This window comes from Methylocaldum sp. RMAD-M, from assembly GCF_017832375.1.
Lineage (GTDB): Bacteria > Pseudomonadota > Gammaproteobacteria > Methylococcales > Methylococcaceae > Methylocaldum.
Genome location: NZ_JAFIBZ010000031.1, coordinates 1 through 22,697, shown reverse-complemented (window position 1 = coordinate 22,697; position 22,697 = coordinate 1). Strand labels below are relative to the sequence as shown.

Annotated in this window: 15 protein-coding genes; 11 read left to right on the top strand and 4 right to left on the bottom strand. The window is 59.8% G+C overall.

The genetic code is table 11. The annotated features are described in order from the left end of the window. Positions 1 to 88 precede the first annotated feature (88 nt). The 7 genes from JOD69_RS20715 to JOD69_RS20685 all read left to right on the top strand — a co-directional run bounded on the left by JOD69_RS20715 (position 89) and on the right by JOD69_RS20685 (position 8,471). The gene (locus JOD69_RS20715; RefSeq protein WP_086134503.1) at positions 89 to 664 is read left to right on the top strand and encodes a carboxymuconolactone decarboxylase family protein; all 576 of its coding nucleotides are present in this window, start codon (positions 89 to 91) and stop codon (positions 662 to 664) included. Between the two features lie 79 nt (positions 665 to 743). After that, complete coding sequence (locus tag JOD69_RS20710; RefSeq protein ID WP_086134502.1) at positions 744 to 1,982, top strand: TolC family protein; 1,239 nt, start codon at positions 744 to 746, stop codon at positions 1,980 to 1,982. A gap of 268 nt (positions 1,983 to 2,250) precedes the next feature. Then, the gene (locus JOD69_RS20705; RefSeq protein ID WP_086134501.1) at positions 2,251 to 3,258 is read left to right on the top strand and encodes an efflux RND transporter periplasmic adaptor subunit; all 1,008 of its coding nucleotides are present in this window, start codon (positions 2,251 to 2,253) and stop codon (positions 3,256 to 3,258) included. A gap of 33 nt (positions 3,259 to 3,291) precedes the next feature. Continuing rightward, on the top strand, positions 3,292 to 3,666 hold the full coding sequence (locus JOD69_RS20700; RefSeq protein WP_077731118.1) for an endonuclease domain-containing protein: 375 nt from the start codon (positions 3,292 to 3,294) through the stop codon (positions 3,664 to 3,666). A gap of 180 nt (positions 3,667 to 3,846) precedes the next feature. Further along, positions 3,847 to 6,987 carry a CusA/CzcA family heavy metal efflux RND transporter gene (locus tag JOD69_RS20695; RefSeq protein ID WP_086134500.1) on the top strand — a complete coding sequence of 1,047 codons (3,141 nt, stop codon included), beginning with the start codon at positions 3,847 to 3,849 and terminating at the stop codon, positions 6,985 to 6,987. Between the two features lie 139 nt (positions 6,988 to 7,126). Beyond that, positions 7,127 to 7,363, top strand: a complete 237-nt coding sequence (locus tag JOD69_RS20690; RefSeq protein WP_205780810.1) for a cation transporter — start codon at positions 7,127 to 7,129, stop codon at positions 7,361 to 7,363. 136 nt (positions 7,364 to 7,499) lie between these two features. Beyond that, positions 7,500 to 8,471 carry a beta-propeller fold lactonase family protein gene (locus JOD69_RS20685; protein ID WP_077731115.1) on the top strand — a complete coding sequence of 324 codons (972 nt, stop codon included), beginning with the start codon at positions 7,500 to 7,502 and terminating at the stop codon, positions 8,469 to 8,471. Between the two features lie 869 nt (positions 8,472 to 9,340). Here JOD69_RS20685 and JOD69_RS20680 read toward each other — a convergent pair. Next, complete coding sequence (locus JOD69_RS20680; RefSeq protein ID WP_086134499.1) at positions 9,341 to 11,344, bottom strand: hypothetical protein; 2,004 nt, start codon at positions 11,342 to 11,344, stop codon at positions 9,341 to 9,343. Between the two features lie 100 nt (positions 11,345 to 11,444). Next, positions 11,445 to 13,121 (bottom strand): autotransporter outer membrane beta-barrel domain-containing protein, encoded by a 1,677-nt coding sequence (locus tag JOD69_RS25295; RefSeq protein WP_139841091.1) that lies wholly within the window; start codon positions 13,119 to 13,121, stop codon positions 11,445 to 11,447. Between the two features lie 242 nt (positions 13,122 to 13,363). Between JOD69_RS25295 and JOD69_RS20670 the strand changes: the two genes are divergently transcribed. Continuing rightward, complete coding sequence (locus JOD69_RS20670) at positions 13,364 to 14,488, top strand: alpha/beta fold hydrolase (protein WP_086134497.1); 1,125 nt, start codon at positions 13,364 to 13,366, stop codon at positions 14,486 to 14,488. A gap of 440 nt (positions 14,489 to 14,928) precedes the next feature. On the opposite strand, the gene JOD69_RS20665 is transcribed toward JOD69_RS20670, so the two are convergent. After that, entirely contained in the window at positions 14,929 to 15,993 is a 1,065-nt protein-coding gene (locus JOD69_RS20665; protein WP_086134496.1) for an aromatic ring-hydroxylating dioxygenase subunit alpha, read from the bottom strand. 293 nt (positions 15,994 to 16,286) lie between these two features. Here JOD69_RS20665 and JOD69_RS20660 point away from each other — a divergent pair, with 293 nt between their 5' ends. From JOD69_RS20660 to JOD69_RS20650, 3 genes are all read left to right on the top strand, one after another. Next, positions 16,287 to 18,968, top strand: a complete 2,682-nt coding sequence (locus JOD69_RS20660; protein WP_210024215.1) for an AMP-binding protein — start codon at positions 16,287 to 16,289, stop codon at positions 18,966 to 18,968. A gap of 242 nt (positions 18,969 to 19,210) precedes the next feature. Then, positions 19,211 to 19,540 carry a hypothetical protein gene (locus tag JOD69_RS20655; protein WP_205780809.1) on the top strand — a complete coding sequence of 110 codons (330 nt, stop codon included), beginning with the start codon at positions 19,211 to 19,213 and terminating at the stop codon, positions 19,538 to 19,540. A gap of 9 nt (positions 19,541 to 19,549) precedes the next feature. Continuing rightward, complete coding sequence (locus JOD69_RS20650; RefSeq protein WP_086134494.1) at positions 19,550 to 20,935, top strand: MBL fold metallo-hydrolase; 1,386 nt, start codon at positions 19,550 to 19,552, stop codon at positions 20,933 to 20,935. A 461-nt stretch (positions 20,936 to 21,396) separates the two neighbouring features. Here JOD69_RS20650 and JOD69_RS20645 read toward each other — a convergent pair whose 3' ends face one another. Further along, positions 21,397 to 22,188 carry a CDP-diacylglycerol diphosphatase gene (locus JOD69_RS20645; protein ID WP_086134493.1) on the bottom strand — a complete coding sequence of 264 codons (792 nt, stop codon included), beginning with the start codon at positions 22,186 to 22,188 and terminating at the stop codon, positions 21,397 to 21,399. Positions 22,189 to 22,697 lie beyond the last annotated feature (509 nt).

Here is a 22,697-nt window from a genome sequence, read left to right as displayed (position 1 = left end):
GCCCCGATCGAGCGTAACCGTTCACACCCGACCTTCGGAACGGGAGTGAATACCCCGTCCCGCCCAGGAAATTTAGTGGGAGAGCATCATGCCGATCATAACAACACCATCCGATCATCGGTTTCCGTGGTACGTGCGGCTTTTCTTTTGGAACCAGAGGCGCCGCTATCGCAGCTTGCTGGAATCCGCTCGCCTGTGGGGACGAACGCCGAAGGCATTTGCCGCCCTGGCATTGCTTTACGGTGCGCTCGACCGCCGTACGTCGCCCATCGAACCGACACTGCGCTCTCTTGTCACCGTCCTGGTTTCACAGATCAACGGCTGCCGTTTTTGCGTCGATCTCAACTTTTTTCTCGTCCTCCGGCGTGGACTCGATCCCGAAAAGCTGGCGGCGATTGGCGATTTCGACACGAGTCCTTTGTTCAGCGAGCGGGAAACGGCCGCGCTGGCTTACGCGGAGGCCGTGACCGACTCGGGCCGCCGCCCCGCGTCGAAGCACTTCGAGCAACTGCGCCGCCATTTCGATGACGATGCGATCGTCGAATTGACTGCTCTGATCGCCTTTCAAAACTTGTCGAGCAAGTTCGATGCGGCCTTGGGTGTAGAACCGCAGGGATTCTGCACCGTGATTCCGAAACCAAAGGCCGAAGAGGACACGCCATGAGTTCAGTCCGTTTGAGCGTCCCTTCAAAATCCGGTGTCACGGCTCTGACGATCATTCAATCGCATCCCAGGAGAGGTTCATGCTGAAACCCAATAGAAGCCGATGCCGTTTTGGCATCCTCTTGGCGGTCGCACTTTGGAGCCTAGCGGCCGCCGGAGAACAGGCAGAACCTCGCCTGGACTTGGAACGCCTCGTTCAAGAAACCCTGGAGAACAATCCGGACATCCAGTCCGCGCGGCAGCGTTTCGAGGCCGCCCGAGCGGTGATCCCGCAAGTCCGGACCTTGCCCGACCCCAAGATCAATCTGGGCTATCGGGAGGTCGTCGAGCGGGAAGCGATGTATGGGGTCAGTCAGGAAATTCCCTTTCCCGGCAAGCTCGGCCTCAGGGGCGAGGTGGCCGCGAGCGAGGCCGATCGGATCGAACAGGAATACCTGGCGGTGCAACTGAATGTGGTGGCGCAACTCAAACAAGTCTTTTACGACCTGCATCTGGTGCACAAATCCCTCGAGATCGTGCGGAAGAACCTGGTTCTGCTGCAAAACTTCGAGAAGACGGCGAAAGCCCGCTATATGGTGGGACAAGGAACGCAGCAGGACGTGTTCCGCGCCCAGACCGAAATCTCGCGGGTGCTGCAGCGCCTAGCCATTCTGGAACAGCAGGGCGTATCGTTGCGGGCAGAGATCAACCAAATTCTCCGGTATCCGCCCACCCACCCTTTGGGCGTGCCTCAGGAGATCCAGGTCACGCCCCTCGAACACAACCCGGCAGAAATCCAGGCTCTGGTCGAGCAGGCGGCACCTCTGCTGAGGGCGCAAATGAAAGACATCGAACGGAGCGAAAATGCCATCGCTTTGGCGAAACGCGAGTATTTCCCCGATTTCGAGCTGAGCGCGCTGGGTCTTCGCAACGAAACGATGCGGCGGGACGGCTATCAAGTGATGCTGGGTGTCCGGGTACCGCTGTATTACGCCACCAAACAACGTTACGGCGTGAAGGAGGCGGTGGCGAGACGGGAGGCCGCCCTGCAGGACTGGTGGGCGGTAAAACAAGCGCTTTCGGCCCGGGTGCAGGACAACCTCGCTCGCACGCAGAGGGCGGAAGAATTAGTCAAACTGCTGGCGGAGGCCCTCATTCCGCAAGCGCGCCTGACCCTGGCTTCGGCGCAGGCGAGCTATGCGGTCGGCAAGGTGGATTTTTTGACCCTGCTCAACAGTCTCTTGACCTTACAGGAAAACGAAATCGAACTGCACGGCGAGATGACCGAACACGAGAAAGCGCTGGCCCGGCTCGAGGAAATTATCGGAGAGAGACCATGACAAAACGACAGGATTGGCGTTTTGCACGCACGGCAGTGCGCCCGGAGGGTGGAGCACAAGGATGTGCGCCATGATAAACGGATGGCACCCGCCGCGATCTAGAACGCTGTGGGCGGTAGGACTGATTACTTCGTTGCTGCTTGTAGGGTGCGGAAACGAGGGGCCCGCACCCGCTACCCCGCCGCCAGCGGATCACGCCGGCCACGGGGCGGCTCCGGGCGGAAAAGAAGCTGCACCGCCCGTCGCGGTCCCGGGTGGCACCAACACCATGACCATCAGCCCGGAACGGCTACAGGAGATCGGGGTCCGGTTCGAGATTGCGGAACAGCGGCCTCTGACCCGAACGATCCGGACTGTGGGCCGGGTCGAGATCGACGAGCGCAAACTCGCCAACGTCAACATCAAGATCGAAGGCTGGATCGATCGGCTGTACGTGAGCGCCACCGGGGATCGCGTCAAGCAGGGCCAAATATTGTTCACTTTGTACAGCCCTGATCTGGTCGCCACCCAGCAGGAATACCTGCTCGCTCTGCAAAGCGTCCGAGACCTCGGAACGAGCGAATTCCCGGAAGTGGCGCAGGGCGCCCGGTCCTTGCTGGAGGTGACGCGCCGGCGCTTGGCTCTGTGGGACATCACCGAAGACCACATCGAGGACCTCGAGCGCACCGGCGAAGTGCTCAAGACCCTGCCCATCCATGCACCGATCAGCGGCACCGTCATCGAAAGAAAGGCTCTGGCCGGCATGTACATCAAACCGGGCGAGCCTCTGTATACCATCGCCGATCTGACCTCGATCTGGATTCTGGGCGATATTTACGAATACGAACTGCCTTTGATCAAGGTCGGGCAGACTGCCGATGTGACGCTTTCGTACGATCCCAAAACCCATTTCGAAGCACGCGTCGACTTCATTTATCCCACCCTTGATCCGCAGACGCGCACCGCCAAAGTCCGCTTCACGCTGGCCAATCCCGAGGAACGGCTCAAGCCGGACATGTACGCCAACGTCGAGCTGAACATCCCGTTAGGCATGCGGCTCGCGGTGCCGAAAGATGCGGTGCTCGAAACCGGGGAGCGGAAAATCATCTTCATCCACCATGGCGGCGGCAAGCTCGAATGGCGCAACGTGGCAACGGGGGTGCGAGGCGCGGAATGGGTCGAGATCACCGAAGGCATCGAGCCGGGCGACCACGTCGTTACCTCGGCGAACTTTCTGATCGATTCGGAAAGCCAGTTGAAAGCCGCCGTAGGCGGCATGGCCGGCATGAAACATTGAGGCACATACCATAAGTCCAAGGGAAATCGAAATATGCTCACATACAACTCCGGGCTGAAACAGTACTCTCGCCGCTTGCGTAAGGGCATGACCGATGCCGAGCAAAAACTGTGGAGATATCTGCGCGGAAAGCAGATTGGGAATGCGCAGTTCTACCGGCAAAAACCCATTGGAAACTTCATCGTCGACTTTTACTCGTCCAAAGCCGGGTTGGTCATCGAAGTGGATGGTGCCCAGCATCTGGGCGTTGACTATCGAAACAAGGATGCGCACCGAGATGCCTATCTCAACGGACTCGGACTCAAGGTGTTGCGCTTTAACGATCTTCAGGTATTGCTGGAATTGGATGCCGTGCTGGAGGCGATCCATCGGGAAGTTATGGAGCGGATTCGTGGAAATCCCCCCTAGCCCCCCTTTTTCAAAGGGGGGAACAAAAGTTCGCCCCTATTGATCGAGGGGGGAAAAGCAACTCGCCCCGGTTGACCCATCAGGGAACAAAAGCTTATCTCCTGTTGATCGCGGGATGATTGTTGGTAAAGAGAACCGAACTCACCCCCCTTTGAAAAAGGGGGGCTAGGGGGGATTTCCATGGTCGAAAACATCATCGAGTTCTGCGCCAAAAACCGCTTCATCGTGTTCCTGCTGGTGTTCGGCCTGGCCTCGGCGGGTTTTTGGAGTCTGAAGAACACCCCGATCGATGCCCTGCCGGACCTGTCCGATACCCAAGTCATCGTCTATGCCAAATGGCCGGGACGTTCGCCGGACCTGGTGGAAGACCAGATTACCTATCCCATCGTCACCGCCTTGATCTCGGCGCCCAATGTCACCGTAGTGCGCGGCTTTTCGGACTTCGGCTATTCCTACGTTTACGTGCTGTTCAAGGACGGCACCGACATCTATTGGGCCCGTTCGCGCGTCCTGGAATACATGAGCCAGTTGGCCGGACGGTTGCCTGAGGGGGTGACGCCTCAGCTCGGGCCGGACGCCACGGCGGTGGGCTGGGTATTTCAGTACGCCCTCGTCGACGAGACCGGACAGCAGGACCTCGCGAGTTTACGCTCCTTCCAGGACTGGTATCTCCGGTATTGGCTGGCCAGCGTGGACGGAGTGGCGGAAGTGGCGAGCGTGGGCGGCTTCGTGCGCCAATACCAGATCAACCTGGATCCGACCAAACTGTTGGGGTATCGGCTGTCGGTATCGGACATCGTGGACAAGGTGCGAATGAGCAATTTGGACGTGGGCGGCCGGGTGGTGGAACTCTCCGGCGCCGAATACATGGTGCGCGGCCGCGGCTATATTAAATCCGTTGCGGATATCGAGAGTATCGCGGTGGGGGTGAATCCCGGCGGAACACCGATCTTGCTGCGGGATGTCGCGACGGTGACGCTCGGGCCGGACATGCGGCGGGGTCTGGTGGAACTCGACGGTCGGGGCGAAGTGGTGGGCGGCGTCGTGATCATGCGCTACGGCGAAGACGCCCCCAAGGTCATCGACCGCATCAAGGCGAAACTCGAGCAAATCGAGCCTTCGCTGCCACCGGGCGTCAAGATCGTGACGGTTTACGACCGCAGCGACCTGATCCGGCAGTCCATCGCCACGGCCACCGAGAATCTGATCGAGGAACTGATCGTCGTCAGCGTCCTGATCGCAGGCTTCCTGCTTCACTTCCGCTCGGCCCTGATCCCCATCATCACCCTGCCGCTCGCGGTGCTGATCGCCTTCATCCCCATTTATTTCATGGGGCTCGGCCTGAACATCATGTCCATCGGCGGCATCATCGTCGCCATCGGCGATATGGTGGACGCCGCCATCGTGATGGTCGACAACGCCCATAAGCGCCTGGAGGAATGGGACCGGGGCGGTCGACGGGGCAGCCGAGAGCGGGTGCTCATCGATTCCGCCAAGGAAGTGGGCCCCGCGATTTTCGCATCGCTCCTGGTCATTGCCGTGGCGTTCATGCCGGTGTTCACCCTGGAGGCCCAGGAAGGCCGGCTGTTCAAACCATTGGCCTGGACCAAGAACCTGTCCATCGCCATGAGCGCGGTGCTGGCGGTGACCTTGATTCCGGCCCTGCTGTCGCTCCTGATCCGGGGGCGCATCCGGCCCGAGGCGCGCCATCCGGTGAGCCGTCTTTTGCAGCGGGCCTATGCGCCGCTGCTCAGGCTCGCGCTGCGCTACCGCGTGTCCCTCATGGTCTTGTCCGTTTTGCTCGTCGTCAGCATCATTCCGGTCTATCAGCGGATGGGCTCGGAGTTCATGCCCCCCCTCTACGAGGGCACCATCCTGTACATGCCCACCACCTTGCCCGGCATTTCGGTGACGGAAGCCGGCAAGCTCCTGCAGCAAATGGACCGGAAGCTCATGGGCTTCCCCGAGGTGGCGCACGTGTTCGGCAAAGCCGGGCGCGCCGAAACCTCCACCGACCCGGCGCCGTTTTCCATGATGGAGGTGATCGTCGAACTCAAGCCCAAAGAAGAGTGGCGGCCGGGAATCACTTATGACCGTCTGGTCGATGAGATGGATCGGACCCTGCAGTTTCCGGGCGTCACCAATGCCTGGACCATGCCGATCAAGGCGCGCGTCGACATGCTGACCACCGGCGTGCGCACGCCGGTCGGGATCAAGATCTTCGGCCCCGACCTGAACAGGATCGAGGCTATAGGCAAATCGATCGAAATGATCGCGAAAGAGGTGCCGGGCACCCGGAGCGTCTATGCCGAACGGGTTTCCGGCGGTTATTTCCTGGATTTCGCCATCAATCGCGAGGAGATCGCCCGCTACGGTCTTTCCGTGATGGACGTGAACCGATACATCGAATCGGCCATCGGCGGGGAGAACATCGACATCACCATCGAAGGCCGGGAGCGCTATCCCATTAACGTACGTTATCTCCGGGAGCTTCGGGACGACCCGGACAAGCTAAGGCGGGTGCTGGTCGATACGCCCAGCGGCGCCCAAGTGCCGCTGGCGCAGCTGGCCTCCCTGCGCATGGTCAGCGGTCCGGCCATGATCCGGGACGAGGACGGCATGCTGTCGGGCTACGTCTACGTGGATATGGCCGAACGGGACGTGGGCGGTTATGTTGAGGAGCTCAAACGGCGCGTGGCGGAGAACATCGAGCTGCCGCCCGGCTATACCCTCACCTGGTCGGGGCAGTACGAATTCATGGCGCGCGTCAAGGAACGGCTCAAGCTTTTCATTCCCTTGACTATCGCCATCATCTTCGTGCTGTATTACTTCACCTTCCGCTCCGTCACAAAGACCCTCATGGTCATGCTGGGCGTCCCTTTGTCCTTGGTTGGCGGAATCTGGTACCTGGCCTTGCTCGGCTACAACATGAGCATCGCGGTCTGGGTGGGGCTGATCGCCCTGGCGGGCGTTGCCGCCGAGACCAGCGCGGTGATGCTGGCTTATCTCGACGAGGCGGTCAAACGGCGCCAGGCAGCGGGTCGACTGAAGTCCCTCGAGGATCTCACGGAGACGGTATTTTCCGGGGCGGTGGAACGCATCCGCCCCATGGCTATGGCCGGGGGCGCCAACATCATAGGGCTCATTCCCGTCATGCTGGCCAGCGGTACCGGTGCGGATGTGATGAAGCGTCTGGCAGCCCCCATGATCGGCGGCGTCGGTTCCGCCATGCTGCTCACACTGTTCGTCATCCCGGCCGTTTACTTGATTTGGCGCTGGCACAAGGATGTCAAATACCAAGTGCCGGACCAAGGGCCATGAAGCTTTCCGGCCCGGTAAGCCGTCGAAGTCTCCTAGGTTAGGATTAGGCATCGCTTAAACGATGGACGCATGCTGCACTGAAAAAGCCGGTGCGCTTGAGCTACTCCGCGGGCGCCAAGCCAAGACCCTCCGGATCGTCTTGGCTCTGAACGCGATGATGTTCATCGTCGAACTTGTTTCCGGCCTGATCGCCGGCTCGGTCGCTCTCCTCGCCGACGCCCTCGATATGCTGGGCGATGCGTTGGTCTATGGCTTCAGTCTCTACGACGGCATTGTGAAGTATTACGAATCGACGCTTTTATCTTCCGCCGTTTCCTCTCTTCCTCCGATTGAGAAACAACGGATAAAAATTCCGGCTTGGCGGATCAGATCATGAAACCTAGCCCCTAAGAATGAATATCTCCCGTTTCATTATCTTTTGAGTGAGCTGCGGTCAAACCCCGCATGAAGGCATGAGCGGCCCGAAATGACGGCTGCCGATTCCCACATATGAACTAGGAGAGGAGATCGATATGAAGCATTCCCAAGTTCTCGGCATCGTGCTGTGCTATGTCCTAGGAGTCGTTAACGTGTTGAGCGCGGCCGAATCCAAGGCGGCCGGCGGCAAAGTTTACGCTACCGCCTGGTTCGGGGGTGAAGTTGGGGTCGTTGATTTGAACACCGGCAAAACGATTCGGACGGTCAAGGTCGGTGTCCATGACCACAATGTTTTTTTGAGCCCGGATCAAAAAACGGCCTGGGTTACCAATAATAACGACGGTACGGTTTCCATCATCGACACGGCTACGGATCAAGTGAGCCGGACATTCCGGGTCGGTAACGGCCCTCGCCACACCTTCATCAGTTCCGACGGCAAGGAAGCTTACGTCACCACCGAGTTCGATGACGCCGTCGCGGTGATCGATCCCGGAACCTATGCTCCGCTGGCCACCATCAAGGTCGGCCGCATGCCGCACTTCGCGCTCATAGCGGGCGACCGGGTGTTTGTCAGCAATTTCGGCAGCGGCGACGTGTCGGTTATCGACAGGACCAACCGGAACGTAATGGGCACCATACCGGTCGGGCTCGGCCCTTTGGGGGCCGGTTTCGCCAAGGACACTCAGCGCGTTTATATCGCCTGTCATGCCGCCAACCATGTTGCCGTTATCGACGGCAACAGTCTCCAGGTCATTACCCGTATCCCCACGGATGCGGGGCCGGTGCAGGTGACGGTAACGCCCGATCAGAAACATGCTTACGTGGCCAACGACGGCGCCGGCACCGTGCAGAAGATCGACCTGGCCAACAATGCGATCGTCAAGACCGTCGCGATTGCGCCGAATGCCGGCACCCATGGCATCGGCTTTGCGGCCGATGGAAAACTGCTGCTCTTGACCAATACGGGAAATAACACGATCTCCGTGATCGACGCCACGAAGGATCGTATCACCAAGACCATCAAAGTCGGCACGGCACCGGAAGGCATCGCTTTCAAGCGCCCTTGAGCAGGAGCTGAAAGAGTTCCGATAGCTGGTTCGGGCTAGTAGGCCATTGCCGAATTCGGGATTGGTGGCCTCGATCCGCCGGGTTCAGCCATGTTTCATCCGGGCTGCTTGCCCATCGTGGCGCAAGTACGTTCGGGTAGACCACTCGATGCGGCTTCCGGACCGCTTTGGGTTTAGAGCAGTTTCCATTCGTATGTAGGGATTGATTGCAAATGGCCTTAGAGCGTTTTCATCGCGCTCGTACGGCAAAACCAGCTTGGCGGACGTCGTTGGCGCCTTCGGCTCGGGTGAATGGATTCAAGCATTCGTAGGTCGGCAATCCTTTCCCAATCGCAAACGGTCGCTTTAGTCGCGACCCTTCCGACGAAGACGCTCGGCCGGGACGTGGCGTCGGGAAAGGATTCCCGACCTACGGGGGGATGCACGGTCGTAGGTCGGCAATCCCTTGCCGACGAAGACGCTCGGCCGGAGCATGGCGTCGGGAAAGGATTCCCGACCTACGCGCGAGTGCCCGTACAGTAGATATGAAAATGCTCTAAGTACATTCCGCAAATATTTGCGGAATCTCGACAGATTGGCTAGATTGGCATGGTTGTCGTGCAGGTTGCCTATGCCGCAAGACTTCCCTGAATGTACTTAGTGTGGGAGCGGGCTTTAGCCCGCGATAATCGCTCGATCGCGGGCTAAAGCCCGCTCCCACAAGCCGTAAACCAATCCGACAGCCGCTCTAAGTGTAAGAAATTGGACGCGAGGCCAAATAGAACCGGGATAATGTGCCGGACCAATCGGCCTGGAGCCGATTTGCACGCGAAGCGCGGCCTACAAAAAGCGTGGTGTGCTACGGCGGTGAAAAAGCGCTCCAACGCGCGTCAGGGCAGCACGATCGGCTCGTCGTCCAGCGAGAGCAGAAACGCCATCAGGTCGTCCTGGTCTCGCAGGGTATAGCCGCCTTCTTTATCCACCCAAACCTCATGGCCGCTGCCGTCCACATTGGCTTTTTGGAGGCGCGGATCGGCTCGGTTGGCCGCGACGACAGAGGCGCGCAAATCCCGGTCGAGCAACGCCCGCAAACTATTGCGAGGGTCTGGGGCCATACCGCGAAAGAGAAAGCTCATGCCGAGTTGGTCGGTCTTGGCGACGACCATGCGGTCGCCCTCGCGGCGAAATGCCTCGGGTCCCGCGGCGACGCCGCCGTCGTGCAGATAAGGCGCGCTGACCCGAATGCCGACGAGCTTGGGCACTTTATAACCGCCGGCGGGATTGCCCTGGGCATAGGCCAATCGCTGATCTTCCTCCGGAGTGATATCGGTCGGCACGGGCAGCATCTCGGGATTCGCCGGCAGGGGCACCGGCACGTCGGCGGGATAGGTCTTTGGCGGTACGAAGCTCCACCAGAATGCGGCCAGCGCCTTGGCGCGCGACGGGTGCGTGCCGAGGGTCGGCTGAGGAAGGACGCGATTGTTGGTGAAGTTTGGAGCGCTATGGCAGTTGATACAGCCAGCCTTCGAAAATAGTCGTGCGCCGCGCCGTATCGCCTCCTTATCGTCGGATGGACTGGGCGGCGGCGACAAGGTGTTCTGCCAGGCCGACATGCCGTTGAGTTGCGCCGCAACGGGCATTCCCGGCGTGTTGGGCATCAGCCCATCCAAAATGAAAATCGAGCCTTTCGGATAGCCCGGCATGGTAACGGCCTGATTCATTCCGGGCGTTCCGGGCGTCGGATCGATGCGCTTGAAGAACAGCGAGGGCTGTTCGCCTTCGGACAGCCGGAAGCCCTCGTTCGCGGAGCGCTGCAGGATGACGCCCAGATAGGTTTCCTTGTCGATGCCCAGCAAGGACTCGCTAGAATCCGCGCCGGTGGTCATGTCCGAATTGGTGCCGTGGACATTGGCGTTCAGCGTGGTCAGCCCATGGAACCAGCCGGTCGAGGCGAAACCGCTCCAACCGTAGGGCCAGGCGCCGAAGGTGTAGGATGTCGGAATCTGAGTCGGATTGTTTTGAAGATCGCCGGTGGAATCGAAGTTGCCGGGCGGCCATGCCAGCAGGGCAGCGTCCACGGCGTCCTCGACCGCCCGCGGGTCGGGCAGACGGGCGTTTCGGTCGTCGGTCTTGAGATAAATATGATCGCCGGGGGGCAGGCGCATCGGGTTGACGTCGGTCTGGCGAAAGAAGGCGGCCGAATTGGTGGCGAAAGCCAGTAACAAGCCGGGATTCACATCCGCATTCGGCGCGCCTTCGATGATGGCGCCGGTGGATGGATCGACCGTCGCGTGACACGCGGCGCAGGTCATGCCGACCCGGATCTGTCCCTGCTGCAGAAAAACCCGCATGCCGAGCGGAATGAGTCCGCCCGCCGGCACATCCAGGCCGGTATTGACCCACGTGCCCCGCCTGAAGGTCCGCCCTCCGATCGTTACGTCGCGGTCCAGCTGAACCTGGAGGTTGGTGGTCGGCTCTCCGCCCAGCGCCATCGTGGCCTTTGCCAGTTTCCACAGGTTGATTGGCCCGTCGATGACGCCGACGACATCCGTCAAGAAGACTTCGTTGCCGTAAGTCTCCTCGTAGAAGGCCCGACGCCCGAGCTCCAACAACTCACGGGTGATCTCCACGGCTCCATTCGCCGGCGCGAGGTTGCGTTTTCCGTCGGCCGTCTGCAGGAGTCTGGCCGCCTCGGCTTTGCCGACGGTTCGGCCCAATACGTCGTAGGAGCCGATTTCCTGCGGAGTCGCGCTGGCTTTCGGGGTTAGCGTTTGGCTCGTCTCCGGTGTACCGGGAATGGCCAGATCCGCGAAAAAGAAGACATAGACCAGGCCATCGCTGATGAAGAGCGCGGAAAGCAGCATAACGAGCCAAACTTCTGGTCGTAATCGCATAGAAACCATCCTTGGCTGGGTCTGCCTGATTTAGATTTTAGATTCGAGGCCGCAGCATCTACTCCGTATCGCGGAGAACGCCGTGAATTTACTTATACCATCAAAAGTCCCATCTTACGCCGCCTTCCAGGGTATGGTTGGTGGCGCCGCTGATGATCAGGCTGGTGTAGTTCACGAATGCCGAAACCGAGTTGGGCATCACAAACTGTGCGCCAAAGCCCACGATGGTCCAATTGCGTATGGGATCGGGCGTCACGAATGACGTCGCGAACCCGCCGCGCCCGAGGGTGTTCGTGATAGCCTGGCTGCTGTTGCGGTATTCGTGGACCCACTCTCCGAAAACGCGGGGCAGAACCACGCCATACGGGGTGCTCCAGACGTAGTTGAGCTCGGTTCCCACGGTGGTGGTTACCGAATCCCGATATTGCTTCCCCATGGTGATTCCGACGCCGCTGTCGCTTCGTTCGCGGAACCGGTTGATTTCGGTCGAAATCCCCGCCGCCTGGACGTACGGGATGACGTTCAAGCCGCCCCAATTGAAGTTATATCCCGCCCCCAATGCGGCGCTGTACTCGTCGCCGGTGTAGTTGGCCTCGTAGTTCACGCCGAACGACCGGCGTTCCGACCGGTTGTCGTGAAGGGCATAGCCGATGGTCAAGTCGACATAGGCGTTCTCGAAGGGGACGAAGGTCAGGAATGGCGTAAACCGGAAGCTATCGGCCCTAAAAGTGCCTAGCCCCTGAACCAAGTCCGAACTGGTGCTGACATAGTTGAACAGCAGGCCCGTCCGTAGCCAATCGGTCACCTGGTAATCGGGACCGACGGTTACCGTGCGTCGATTGATGGCATAGCCGGGCAAGGATTGGCGCGTGTTGACGTCGCCGAAGCTTCCGCCGGCGGAAAAGAACAGTCCGAGGTTGCCCAGCATCAGATACTGGTCGCCGCTCGCCCCGCCGTTCGTGCCCTGAATCTCTTCATCGGCTTTTTGTTGCGCCATACGCATTCCGCGCATCAGGTTGAGGCTGCGGGCCATTTCGGACGTCGGACGGTTGAACTGGAAATCCACGAAATTCAGCTGATTGATCTGCTGCGCGGCGGGCAGGGCGCCTTGCGCCGCGCCGAACAGACAGTGATAAATCGCCAGGGCCGAATCGTAGCTGCCGCCCAGTCCGGTGCTGCCGCAGAACAGCGAATCCACCGCGCCGTTGTAGCTCACGCTGTTCCCGGTGATCTGCGAACGTATGGCATCAAACGAGGAAAACCGGTACAGCGCGCCATTGCTCGGGACGTTTCCCAAATTTGCCGCGAGGGCATCGTAGGTGTTGATGTAGTCGCTCATCGATTGAGCGCTGTCGAAGGAAACGATGGAGCCATCCGGACGGATGAACTGCATGGGCGACAGGCCCACTTCCGGGGCGATTCCCGCGCTCTCGGCGAACGACTGGAACGCCTCGACGTCTACCGACCACATGTGCAACTGGTTCAGGCCGGCGGGAGAGAAGACGTCCGCCGTGCCTTCCACCGGCCGCATAACGGGCACATAGCTGGCGAAATCGTAACCGAACTGTTCCTCGGGCGTTGCCGGCACGAACGAAGTCGTCTCTAAGGTCTCCGCTTGCGAGACATTGCCGGCGACCAAGGTGAGCGCGGAGCACATCAGCGCGATCCGACCGCCGGGAAATCTCGATATGGACAGAATCCGGCCGCTATAGCCGGGGCGGCAAAAGTCATTAAGAACCCGTAACGGCGGACGGATTGGGACGTTGGCAATGCTCACGAGCTTGTGCTCCTCTTATTGGTTTAATTGTTCGATAAGCCCTCCATGAACGGATGAGATTCCTATGCGCCCGTGGCCGGTGTTGAGCGAACCATGAGCCCCCCATTTGGATCTTGAGTCAGCCGCAAATTTAAGCACAAAACTTCGTTTCGGGTCTGCCGACGATTTCGGCCGATCTCGGGGAGTTTTCGTGAAGTGTCCGGGTCGATATCGGGAAGGGGCGATTCTTTAGGTTGTTGTCCATGGACGATGATGTGACGGATGATTTTGCGACCCGTCAGGGGTTCTATCCGAATCTGGACACGTGGTTATTCGAACCGATCGATCGGTTCCGCCGCGATCTCGGCCTGTGGTTCGATCTGACCGGCTTCGGGCGGGAGGAGACGCCGTTCCGGACAGTGATGTCCGCGCCCGGTCTCACGCTCAGACGCTATGGTCCCGAACCCGAGCCCGAGCCCGAGCCCGAGGCCGGGCCGGTCCTGCTGATCGTTCCGGCACCGATCAAGCGCGCCTACATTTGGGACCTGGTGCCCTGGGCCAGCGTGGTCCGGCGCGGACTGGAGAGCGGCCTGTCGGTTTATCTGGTGTGCTGGGAGCGTCCCGGCCGTATCGGCCAATCCTTCGGTCTGGCCGACTATGCCGACCGTCTGATTCTCGACAGTGTCAGGGCCATCGGAAAAGAACGAGGAAACGGGCCGGTTTTCCTGGCCGGGCATTCGTTGGGGGGAACCTTGGCCACTTTTTTTGCGGCCTTGCATCCGGAGTGCGTCAAAGGATTGATTCTTTTGGGTGCTCCGCTGCATTTCGGGCGGGATGTGGGACTGATCGACCGCTGGATCGCCACGGCTCCGCCGGCGCAATACTTGACCGTGGTCGTAGCCCCTGTGGCCGGTTCGCTGCTTAGCGGGTGCTCGTTCCTCGCGGATCCTTTGACCTTCGGTTGGCGCCGCTTATTGAACGGGTTTCGAAGCCTCGGCGACCCGCAGGCTCAGCGAACCTATCTGGCCGTGGAGCGTTGGGCATGCGACGAAATGTCCATGGCACCGGCGCTTTTCGAGGAAATCGTCGAGTGGCTGTATCGCGAGGATCGCTTCATGCGGGGGAATCTTTCGATCAACGGCCATAAAGTCGCCCCGCGGCTCGTCGAGGCTCCGGTTCTCAGCGCCGTGGACCCGAACTGCCGTATTGTCCCGCCTCAAGCGGTGTTGCCTTTCCATCGCGCGGTGCGGAGCCGGGATACCACGGTGCTTTGGTATGGCGGGGATGTCGGCGTCTCGCTCCAGCACGTCGGCATGCTGGTAGGGCAGGAGGCCCACCGCAGCCTGTGGCCGAAAGTCATGAGTTGGGTTCATGCCCGCGCGCGCTGATCCCGCTCGGAAGCGAAGCGAACCGAATGTCGTTGCCTGGTTATCCCTTTACGAACAATTACCTACGGAGTCGGGCGTATATCGGAAAGCGTCAGAGTCGGGTTTAATAAACTTCACTTCCATGCAGACGGTGCATGTGAGCCCGAAACAAGAAGGTTTCGGTTGGGACAGTGGGATGCTGCGAAGGGACAGCGGAACTCGCCGGGAAAAGCATCCCAATAGTCGACGGACAAGGCTATAACTGGATCGCCAAGGCACGGCTTCTGCGTTCACGGGACCGTGATCGCAACGGACAAGGATGTCCGGATCCAGTTTCCTCTTCTCATGTCGGTTTCCGCCAAGACCGCGGATTGCAGGAATCAGGGCGAAAATCCGGGGAACACCCTACCGCGAGCCTTTGCCCGAGCTTTGATTCGATACTGCGCCGATGGTTCAGCCTCTCAACCGCATTCATCCGGTTTCGGGGCGATTCCCCTGGATATCAGCAACTCCCGAACGGCGAGCGTGACGGGATAGACTTCCTGGTTTCGATCTCTCCCCAGTTCGTCATAAGCCCGCTGTTCCGCTTCCACCGCCATGCGGTCCTCGGCGAACACCGCTTCCGCAAAATGGCGGAGGAGCGGCCATAGCACATGAATCAAGCCGGGAATCCGGGGTTTTCGGATCATCAGAATGCCGAAGCTTTGATTGGTTTTTTGGTCCGGGTCTTTCGGCACGTAGACGCACCACAAACCGACGCTCGGAAATTCGGAGTCGCGTCCCGCGATCGTTAGGGTTTGGTAGGGATACTCGGTCCGGATGGTCATGACGTCGTATTCCTTTTCCGCGTGGTCGCCACCGAACGAGAGAAGATCGGACCCTGAATGCCGGCGCCCGCCCAGATGATGGAAGTGATACCTCGCTTCGACCCATCCGTCGCCCCTGGCTGTACCGAGCAGCTCCGGTCTGATCTTGCCCATCAACCGCCGATGCAGGAATTGATGATTCATATCCATCAGGTTCTCGTGCATGAACGAATAATGACAATCGACCTGCCGGGAAAAGCACATGGGCTTGTAATCGGGGGAATCGCGAAGCGCAATCTCGGGCAGCGGAACCTGGTCCGCCAAATCCGGATGGCCCGGAAACACGAAGATCGCTCCATAGGCCTCTCGGCAGGGATAGGAGCGAACGCCGGGCGGCGGTACGGTATCGGGTCCGGCGTAAGGAATCGCCGAGATCCGCCCGTGTTGGTCATATCGCCAGGCGTGGTATCCGCATTGAAGATGGTCGCCGCAGACAACCCCCAGGCTAAGCGGAAACTGGCGATGGGCGCAGCGGTCTTCCAAGGCGAATATCTTGCCCGATTGGGTCCGGGCGATGGCGATAGGCCGGCCGGCGAATACGGCTCCGAGAACCTTGGCTTTTCCGACTTGATGCGCCCAGGCGAGCGGATACCAATAGTCGGGATTGATTCTCACCTTGCGCAGATCCGGTATGGTTTGGGAATTTCTGAGCTGGCTCATCGTGCACCGTGATTCCTTTCAGGATGAACTGGAGCGATCGCTGGCTGTAAAAAGCCACAACTTTAGGACTGTTTTACGGCCGCTTCGTTCGGGCATTCGGCGGGGCCACTTTCCATGACGGCACGAAACGTTCGAGACGAGCGTAACAGAGTCGGGACATGCCGGCGCCGAGATGTCGACGGTCGCTACCGGCACGATTTTCCGAGGTTTCTCGAATCACGGCAACGGGAACGTACCCGCGGCCTGGTTTTTCTAAGGATTACCGGGCAGTTTGCCCGATGAGGGACGGAGCCGTGGCGATAGACACCTTGCAGCAATTGATCCGGGCGCTCGAAGGGCAGGGCGGCAAGCCGGCGATTGTGGCGTTTCTGAAAAAACGCACCGAAACCTGGTCTTACGGGAAGCTCGCCCGCTCCGTGCAGCGCTTGGGGGCCGGGCTAGTCGAATCGGGGTTGCGGCCGGGCGATGCCGTGGGCCTTTTTGCGCCCAATAGTCCGGAATGGGTGGTGGCCTGTCTCGGCTCGATCGCGGCGGGGATCGTGCCGGTTCTGATCGATGCCCAGATGGGCGACGAGGACCTCCGGCACGTGCTGGCCGACAGCGGGGTCGGCTGGTTGTTCACCACGCGCCGTCAGCTCCAGCGCCTCGATCGCTTAGGTCTCAAACGCGATCTCCGTCCGATCCTGCTGGATGCGGAACGGGGTGACGAGTTCGATTGGCGGCGCCATTGCTCCGATGCGGAAAAGCCGGGTACTCCGGCCGCACCGGAGGACATCGCCGTGCTTTTCTACACCTCCGGGACGACCGGTCCACCGAAAGGGGTGCCGCTCAGCCATCGGAACCTCGCAAGCAATCTCCAGGCCATACTCGATCTTCACGTGGTCGGAGAACAGGAACGCTTTCTGCTGCCGCTGCCTCTGCATCACGTCTATCCCTTCACCATAGGCTTGCTGACGCCGCTTGCCGCAGGAGTTCCCTTCATCTTTCCGCTGTCGCTGACCGGGCCCGAACTGTTGCGGGCGCTCCGGGAAGGGAAGGCCACATTCCTGGTCGGGGTTCCGCGCATGTACGAGGCGCTGTTCGGAGCGATCGAAACCCAAGTCCGGCAGCACGGAATTTTGGCGGACAAGCTGTTTCATCTCGGCCTGGATCTCGCGAGCGCGCTGCGCCGGCATTCGGACCTTACCATCGGCCGCGGGTTATTCCTTTCGCTGCACCGTCAGTTCGCCCCGAATCTGCGCATGATGCTGTGCGGCGGCGCGATGCTCGCGCCGGACCTGGCGTTCAAGCTGGTAGGCCTGGGTTTTGACATGGCAACGGGTTACGGCCTGACCGAAACCTCGCCGGTGCTGACGTTCAACGTGCCCGGCCGGAGCCGTCTCGATACCGCCGGGACGCCGCTGCCCGGCGTCGAAATCCGCATCGCGGAACCCGAGCCTCCGGCCGAACACGGCGAGGTGCTGGCCAGAGGCACCAACGTCTTCTCGGGCTACCGAAATCTGCCCGACAAGACACGGGAGGCGTTCACCCCCGACGGTTTTTTCCGTACCGGCGATCTCGGCTATTTGGATGGCGGATACCTGCGCCTCGTCGGGCGCGCCTCGGAAATGATCGTGCTGCCCGGCGGCGAAAACATCCGTCCCGAGTACGTCGAGGAGATTCTGGGCCAGGGCCCGCACATCAAGGAAGTCGCCGTGCTGGAGAAAAAGGGCCGGCTGGTGGCCCTGATCGTGCCGGCACCGGCCGCGACCCGCGAGGGCGGGGACCTCGAAGCGCTGATCCGCAAGGACGTCGAGGCGCAGTCCGGTCGATTGCCCTCGCACAATCGAATCGGCGATTACGTCATCACGCCGGACCCGCTGCCCCGGACGCACCTCGGCAAGCTTAGGCGGCATGAGCTCGACGAAATTTACGAGAAGGCCAAACAGAAGGGAAAGGCGGCGGCCGGGGAGACGGGTCCCTTGCCCTTCGAACGGATGGCGCCCGAAGACCAGCAATTGCTGGAGGCACCGAACGCCCGCCAAATCTGGCAATGGCTGGCCGAGCGCTTTCCCGACGTGCGGCTGATGCCGGATACGAATCTCCAGCTCGATCTGGGCGTGGATTCGCTCGAATGGCTGACGCTGACCCTCGAAATGGGCGCGGCCACCGGGGTCGATCTCGACGAGGAAACCATCAGCCGCGTGCAAACCGTCCGCGACCTGTTGCGGGAAGGCGCCGAAGCGGGCGGCGGCCTGGCGGGCGAAGTCAAGGACCCGTTGGCCCGGCTGTCTCAGCCGGAAGCCTTGGTGGGCGCGGACCAACGCGCCTGGGTCGAGCCGCCGGGAACCTGGTCGAGCGCTCTGGGCGTTCTTTTGTTCGGCTTCGACCGCTGGCTGATGGAACGGGCGTTCGACGTCAAGGCCGAAGGACAGGAGCACCTGCCGAAGAATGGGCCGTTCATTCTGGCGCCGAACCATGTCAGCTATCTCGACCCCATGGCCATTGCCGCGGTCCTGCCCCGTGAACAACTCCCGAGAACCTGTTGGGCGGGTTATACCGGGGTCATGTTTCGGAACGCGTTGATGCGGCAGGCCAGCCGTTCGACCGGCACGCTGCCTGTCGATCCCCGGCGGGGTCCTTTAGCCAGTCTCGCCCTGGCCGTATTGGCGCTCAAGCGGGGCAACAATCTGGTGTGGTTCGCCGAGAGCGGCCGTTCCGAAAGCGGAAAGCTCCGGCCGTTCGAGACCGGGATCGGTCTGCTGCTCCGGGCGGCGCGCGTGCCGGCCGTCCCGGTCTGGATCGGCGGAAGTTACATGGCGCTGCCGGTGGGGAGCTGGGTGCCACGTTTCCGGCCGATCGAGGTGCGCTTCGGTCCGCCGGCGACGGCGGACGAACTGGAGCGGGAGGGCCGGGGCGAGCGTCCGGAGCAGCGCATCGCCGCAGCGCTGCATGACCGCGTCGCGCGGCTGGATTCGGACGCAAGCGCCGGTTGAACGGGACGATGTGTCGTGGCTCGGGATAGGGGAGTCGCGAATGATGCGCTTCACTTCGTTCAGCACATCCTATGAGCTAGGCACTGATGGAAGCGCCGGTTGAATGGGCCGGGATGTTGCGGCTCGGGATAGGAGATCGTAGTTCGGCAATCCCTTGCCGACGAAGCCGATTATCCACCGGCTGACGTCGACAAAGGATTCCCGACCTACTCGGCTCGGCATAGGGCAGTGGAGAAAGGCTTATGGCCAAGGTCATGAACGTGGAGAAGCAGATCTGGGATGTCGAGGGATTCGCGGTGCGTATTCTCCACCTGGACGGGCGGGACGTGCGCGGCGACCGCATGGGCCTGCCGCCGTATCCCTTCGAATCGCCGGCGAAGAACGACCTGAGCGTGGAGAAATGGAAGGCGACGCGTTTCCGCCAGACCTATCCGGGCTTTCAGGTGGAAGTTGTCGATTCGGACGGCGCGGCGGTACACGGCAATACCCGGCTCGGAACCGTCCGCGATACGTATTTGGACGAGGAATGGCCGGCCGTCTCGCCATCGGAAGAACAGGCTCACGCCGATTAGGAGGCAATCATGTTTCTGGAAACGATCAAGTCGGAAGGGCTTTCCCATTTGTCCTATATGCTGGGCGACGAGAGCGCCGGCGTTTGCGCCGTCGTCGACCCGCGTCGGGACATTCAAATCTATTTGGAAATCGCCAAGGACCGCGACGTTCGTATCAGCCATATCCTGGAAACCCATGTCCACGAAGATTTCGTATCGGGCAGCCGGGAGCTCGCGGCGCAGACCGGCGCGACGATTTACGCAGGCGAATCGAACGAACGCACCTTTGACCACGAAGCCGTCAAGGACGGCGACACGATACGGATAGGAAATCTCTCATTGCAGGCGCTTCACACGCCGGGGCATACGCCCGAACATGTGTGTTACCGAGTAAGCGGCGGCAAGGGCGCCGAGGCGCCCTGGGGAGTCTTTACCGGCGATACGCTGTTCTGCGGGGATATCGGCCGTACCGATCTGCTCGGGAAGGAAGAGGCCGACGGAATGACCCGCCGACTCTATCACTCGCTCTTCGATAAGCTCCTCCCGCTGGGCGACGAGTTGACGATCTACCCGGCACACGGCAAAGGATCGCCGTGCGGCGGCAATATCGGCGACCGGCTGATCAGCACGCTGGGTTACGAGCGGCGGCATAATCCCAAGCTTCTAGCCGATAACGAGGACGAGTTCGTGAAGAACCAGCTCGGCTCGCTGCAACCTGCGCCGTTCTATTACGCTCATCTCAAGGACGTGAATACCCACGGGCCTCGGGTGCTGGCCTGCGTGCCGCCGATTCCGATGCTCGAGCCGCACGTGTTCCAAATCGAGATGGGCAAGCCCGACACGGTGGTCCTCGATACCCGCGAAATCGAAGCCTTCGGCGGGGGGCATATCCAGGGTGCATTGAACATCGCCTTGCGCGAGGAGTTTCCGACGTGGGCCGGCTGGACGCTTAGGCCTAACCAGCGGATTTTGTTGGTTCTGGCGGAAGAGGACGATCTCGAAACGGTTCAGCGTCACCTGCTGCGCATCGGATTCGAGAAAATCGATGGCTATCTGGGCAAAGGCATGCGCGGCTGGTTCGAAGCGGGCTTGCCTTTCGATCGTATGCCGGAAATGAGCGTACACCAGTTGAAAGGACGGATAGACAGCGGCAGGAGCGATCTCCAGGTCCTGGATGTGCGAAGCCCTGCCGAGTGGAACCAGGGCCATATTCCGGGCGCTCTGCATCTCTATGCGCCTTTTTTGCCGGACCATCTCCACTCCTTCGATCGCACCAAACCGATCGTCACTTATTGCGGGAGCGGTTATCGGTCGAGCATCGCGGCGAGTCTGCTGAAACGCGGCGGATTCAAGGAGGTATACAACATTCCGGGGAGCATGAAAGCGTGGAAGGCGGCGGGTTATCCGCTCGAATGAGTACGCCTTTTCGGAAACAGGCTACGCGGCAGCAGTTCCGGCGATAACCCGCGGCGGCAAAGGTCGTTGCATTGATTATTAATCAGGCCCGTAAATACCCTCCTGGTATTTCGGGCCGCCGCCCAGGCCGGTACACGCCCGGCCTGGGCTCACGCGGCTTGTCGCCGCGCCGGGGCATCCCTGCCCCGGATTAACCCGGCCTATATTTATAGGCCGGGTTAATATCTTTAGGACAGGAACAAATCCGTTATCTCGAGCTAGAGCATTTTTCACCTGAGAAAATTCGTAGGTCGGCAATCCTTTGCCGACACGCGGGGTCGGTGAGGGGCTTTGTCGGAAGGGGCGTCCTGGCGCTCCCAGGACGGCCGTTTGCGATTGGGAAAGGATTGCCGACCTACTGCACCTTGAAGGTTCTACACCGAACCCGAAAATGCTCGAATCCTGACTATAGCTCTAATTTATCATGGACACGAGTAGTTAAGCTGTCCCTCAACAAACACACTATAGCGGCATGTATTACTCCCACTGTCGTAAGTGCCGCCGATATGCAAAACATAAGATCCAGTTTTCGAGCCCGCAACAATGATACCGTTACATACCATATTTTCTTCGCCAACTTTCTTGCTGACCATTTTGAATGGATCGGTAAAGTGACCGTCGGTGAAAATTACATCATAGGTTATGTTGCCGAGTGTAACTTGATGCCAGTGTCCATCATGAGGAACGTTCTGTTTATCATTGATTGCGCTTTTCATATCGTCCTTGAGCTTGCCGACATGAATATGCAGTTGATGTTTGCTCCGCTTCGGCAGTGGATTAATCGCGAGCGCAATGTCCTCGGTGGAAATGTTTTCAGCCTTAGCCACATCCCACGCCAGACTCCAAGATCTCGGGTCCCGGTGAGCATGATCCTCGATACCAATAACGGGATAGTTCGGCACAACTAGCCAGTGACCAGGTCCTTTCGAAGTATCGCAGCTGTCGTATACTGCGTTAAACACAGTATGGTAAGAGTGGGCCTGTATCGTTCCGACATGTTTAATATATGGTGCATGATGTGGACAAGAATCACCCGGTTGAACATCTTTGCATTCGTCAACGCTGATCCAAAGACTACATGCGTCACTGGCATGGTTCGCTGGATCGGTACAATCTTTGTCCAAGTTTGGCGCATCATCGCCCAAAGCAGAAGCGCTGAACTGAGTGAGTAAGGTGAAAGGTATCAGCCGCCGAGCTAAATATGATTTGTTCATCCGATTTCCTCCTCGTCCAGTGAAATGGGCGTTACATTTTCCTTAAGTAAAACCATTTCTTGATGGTTTGAATCAGTCGAACTTAGCTCTCTGACCCTATAACGGGATGGATTCCAAAAAGATTCATCGCCTGATTCAAACCGCCAAACGATTCGATAACATCCAATTCTTGAAATACGAATTTCTATTTACTCACACCGCCGGACGGCATATTCATCCCGTCCGCAACGTTTGTGAAGGTATATACCCGTATGCGTCAACGCCAATCGAATGGTGCTGGAGCAGTTTGGTTTTCACTTCGCCATAAGCCGAAAAGCGAACGGAGGAGATGATGCCGTCCCATTTAACGCTTCCGGGGTGTGCTGGAGAATGAATTGATCCATTGCCATCGGGCTTGCTGCCTGGCGGCAAGCCCTAATACTACAGTCGCAGTTATGGTGGACGACCACGACAGCGGCGTCGGTAATGGCACTGCCTGGCGCGCCACTGATGACGGCGCCGCCAGAGTG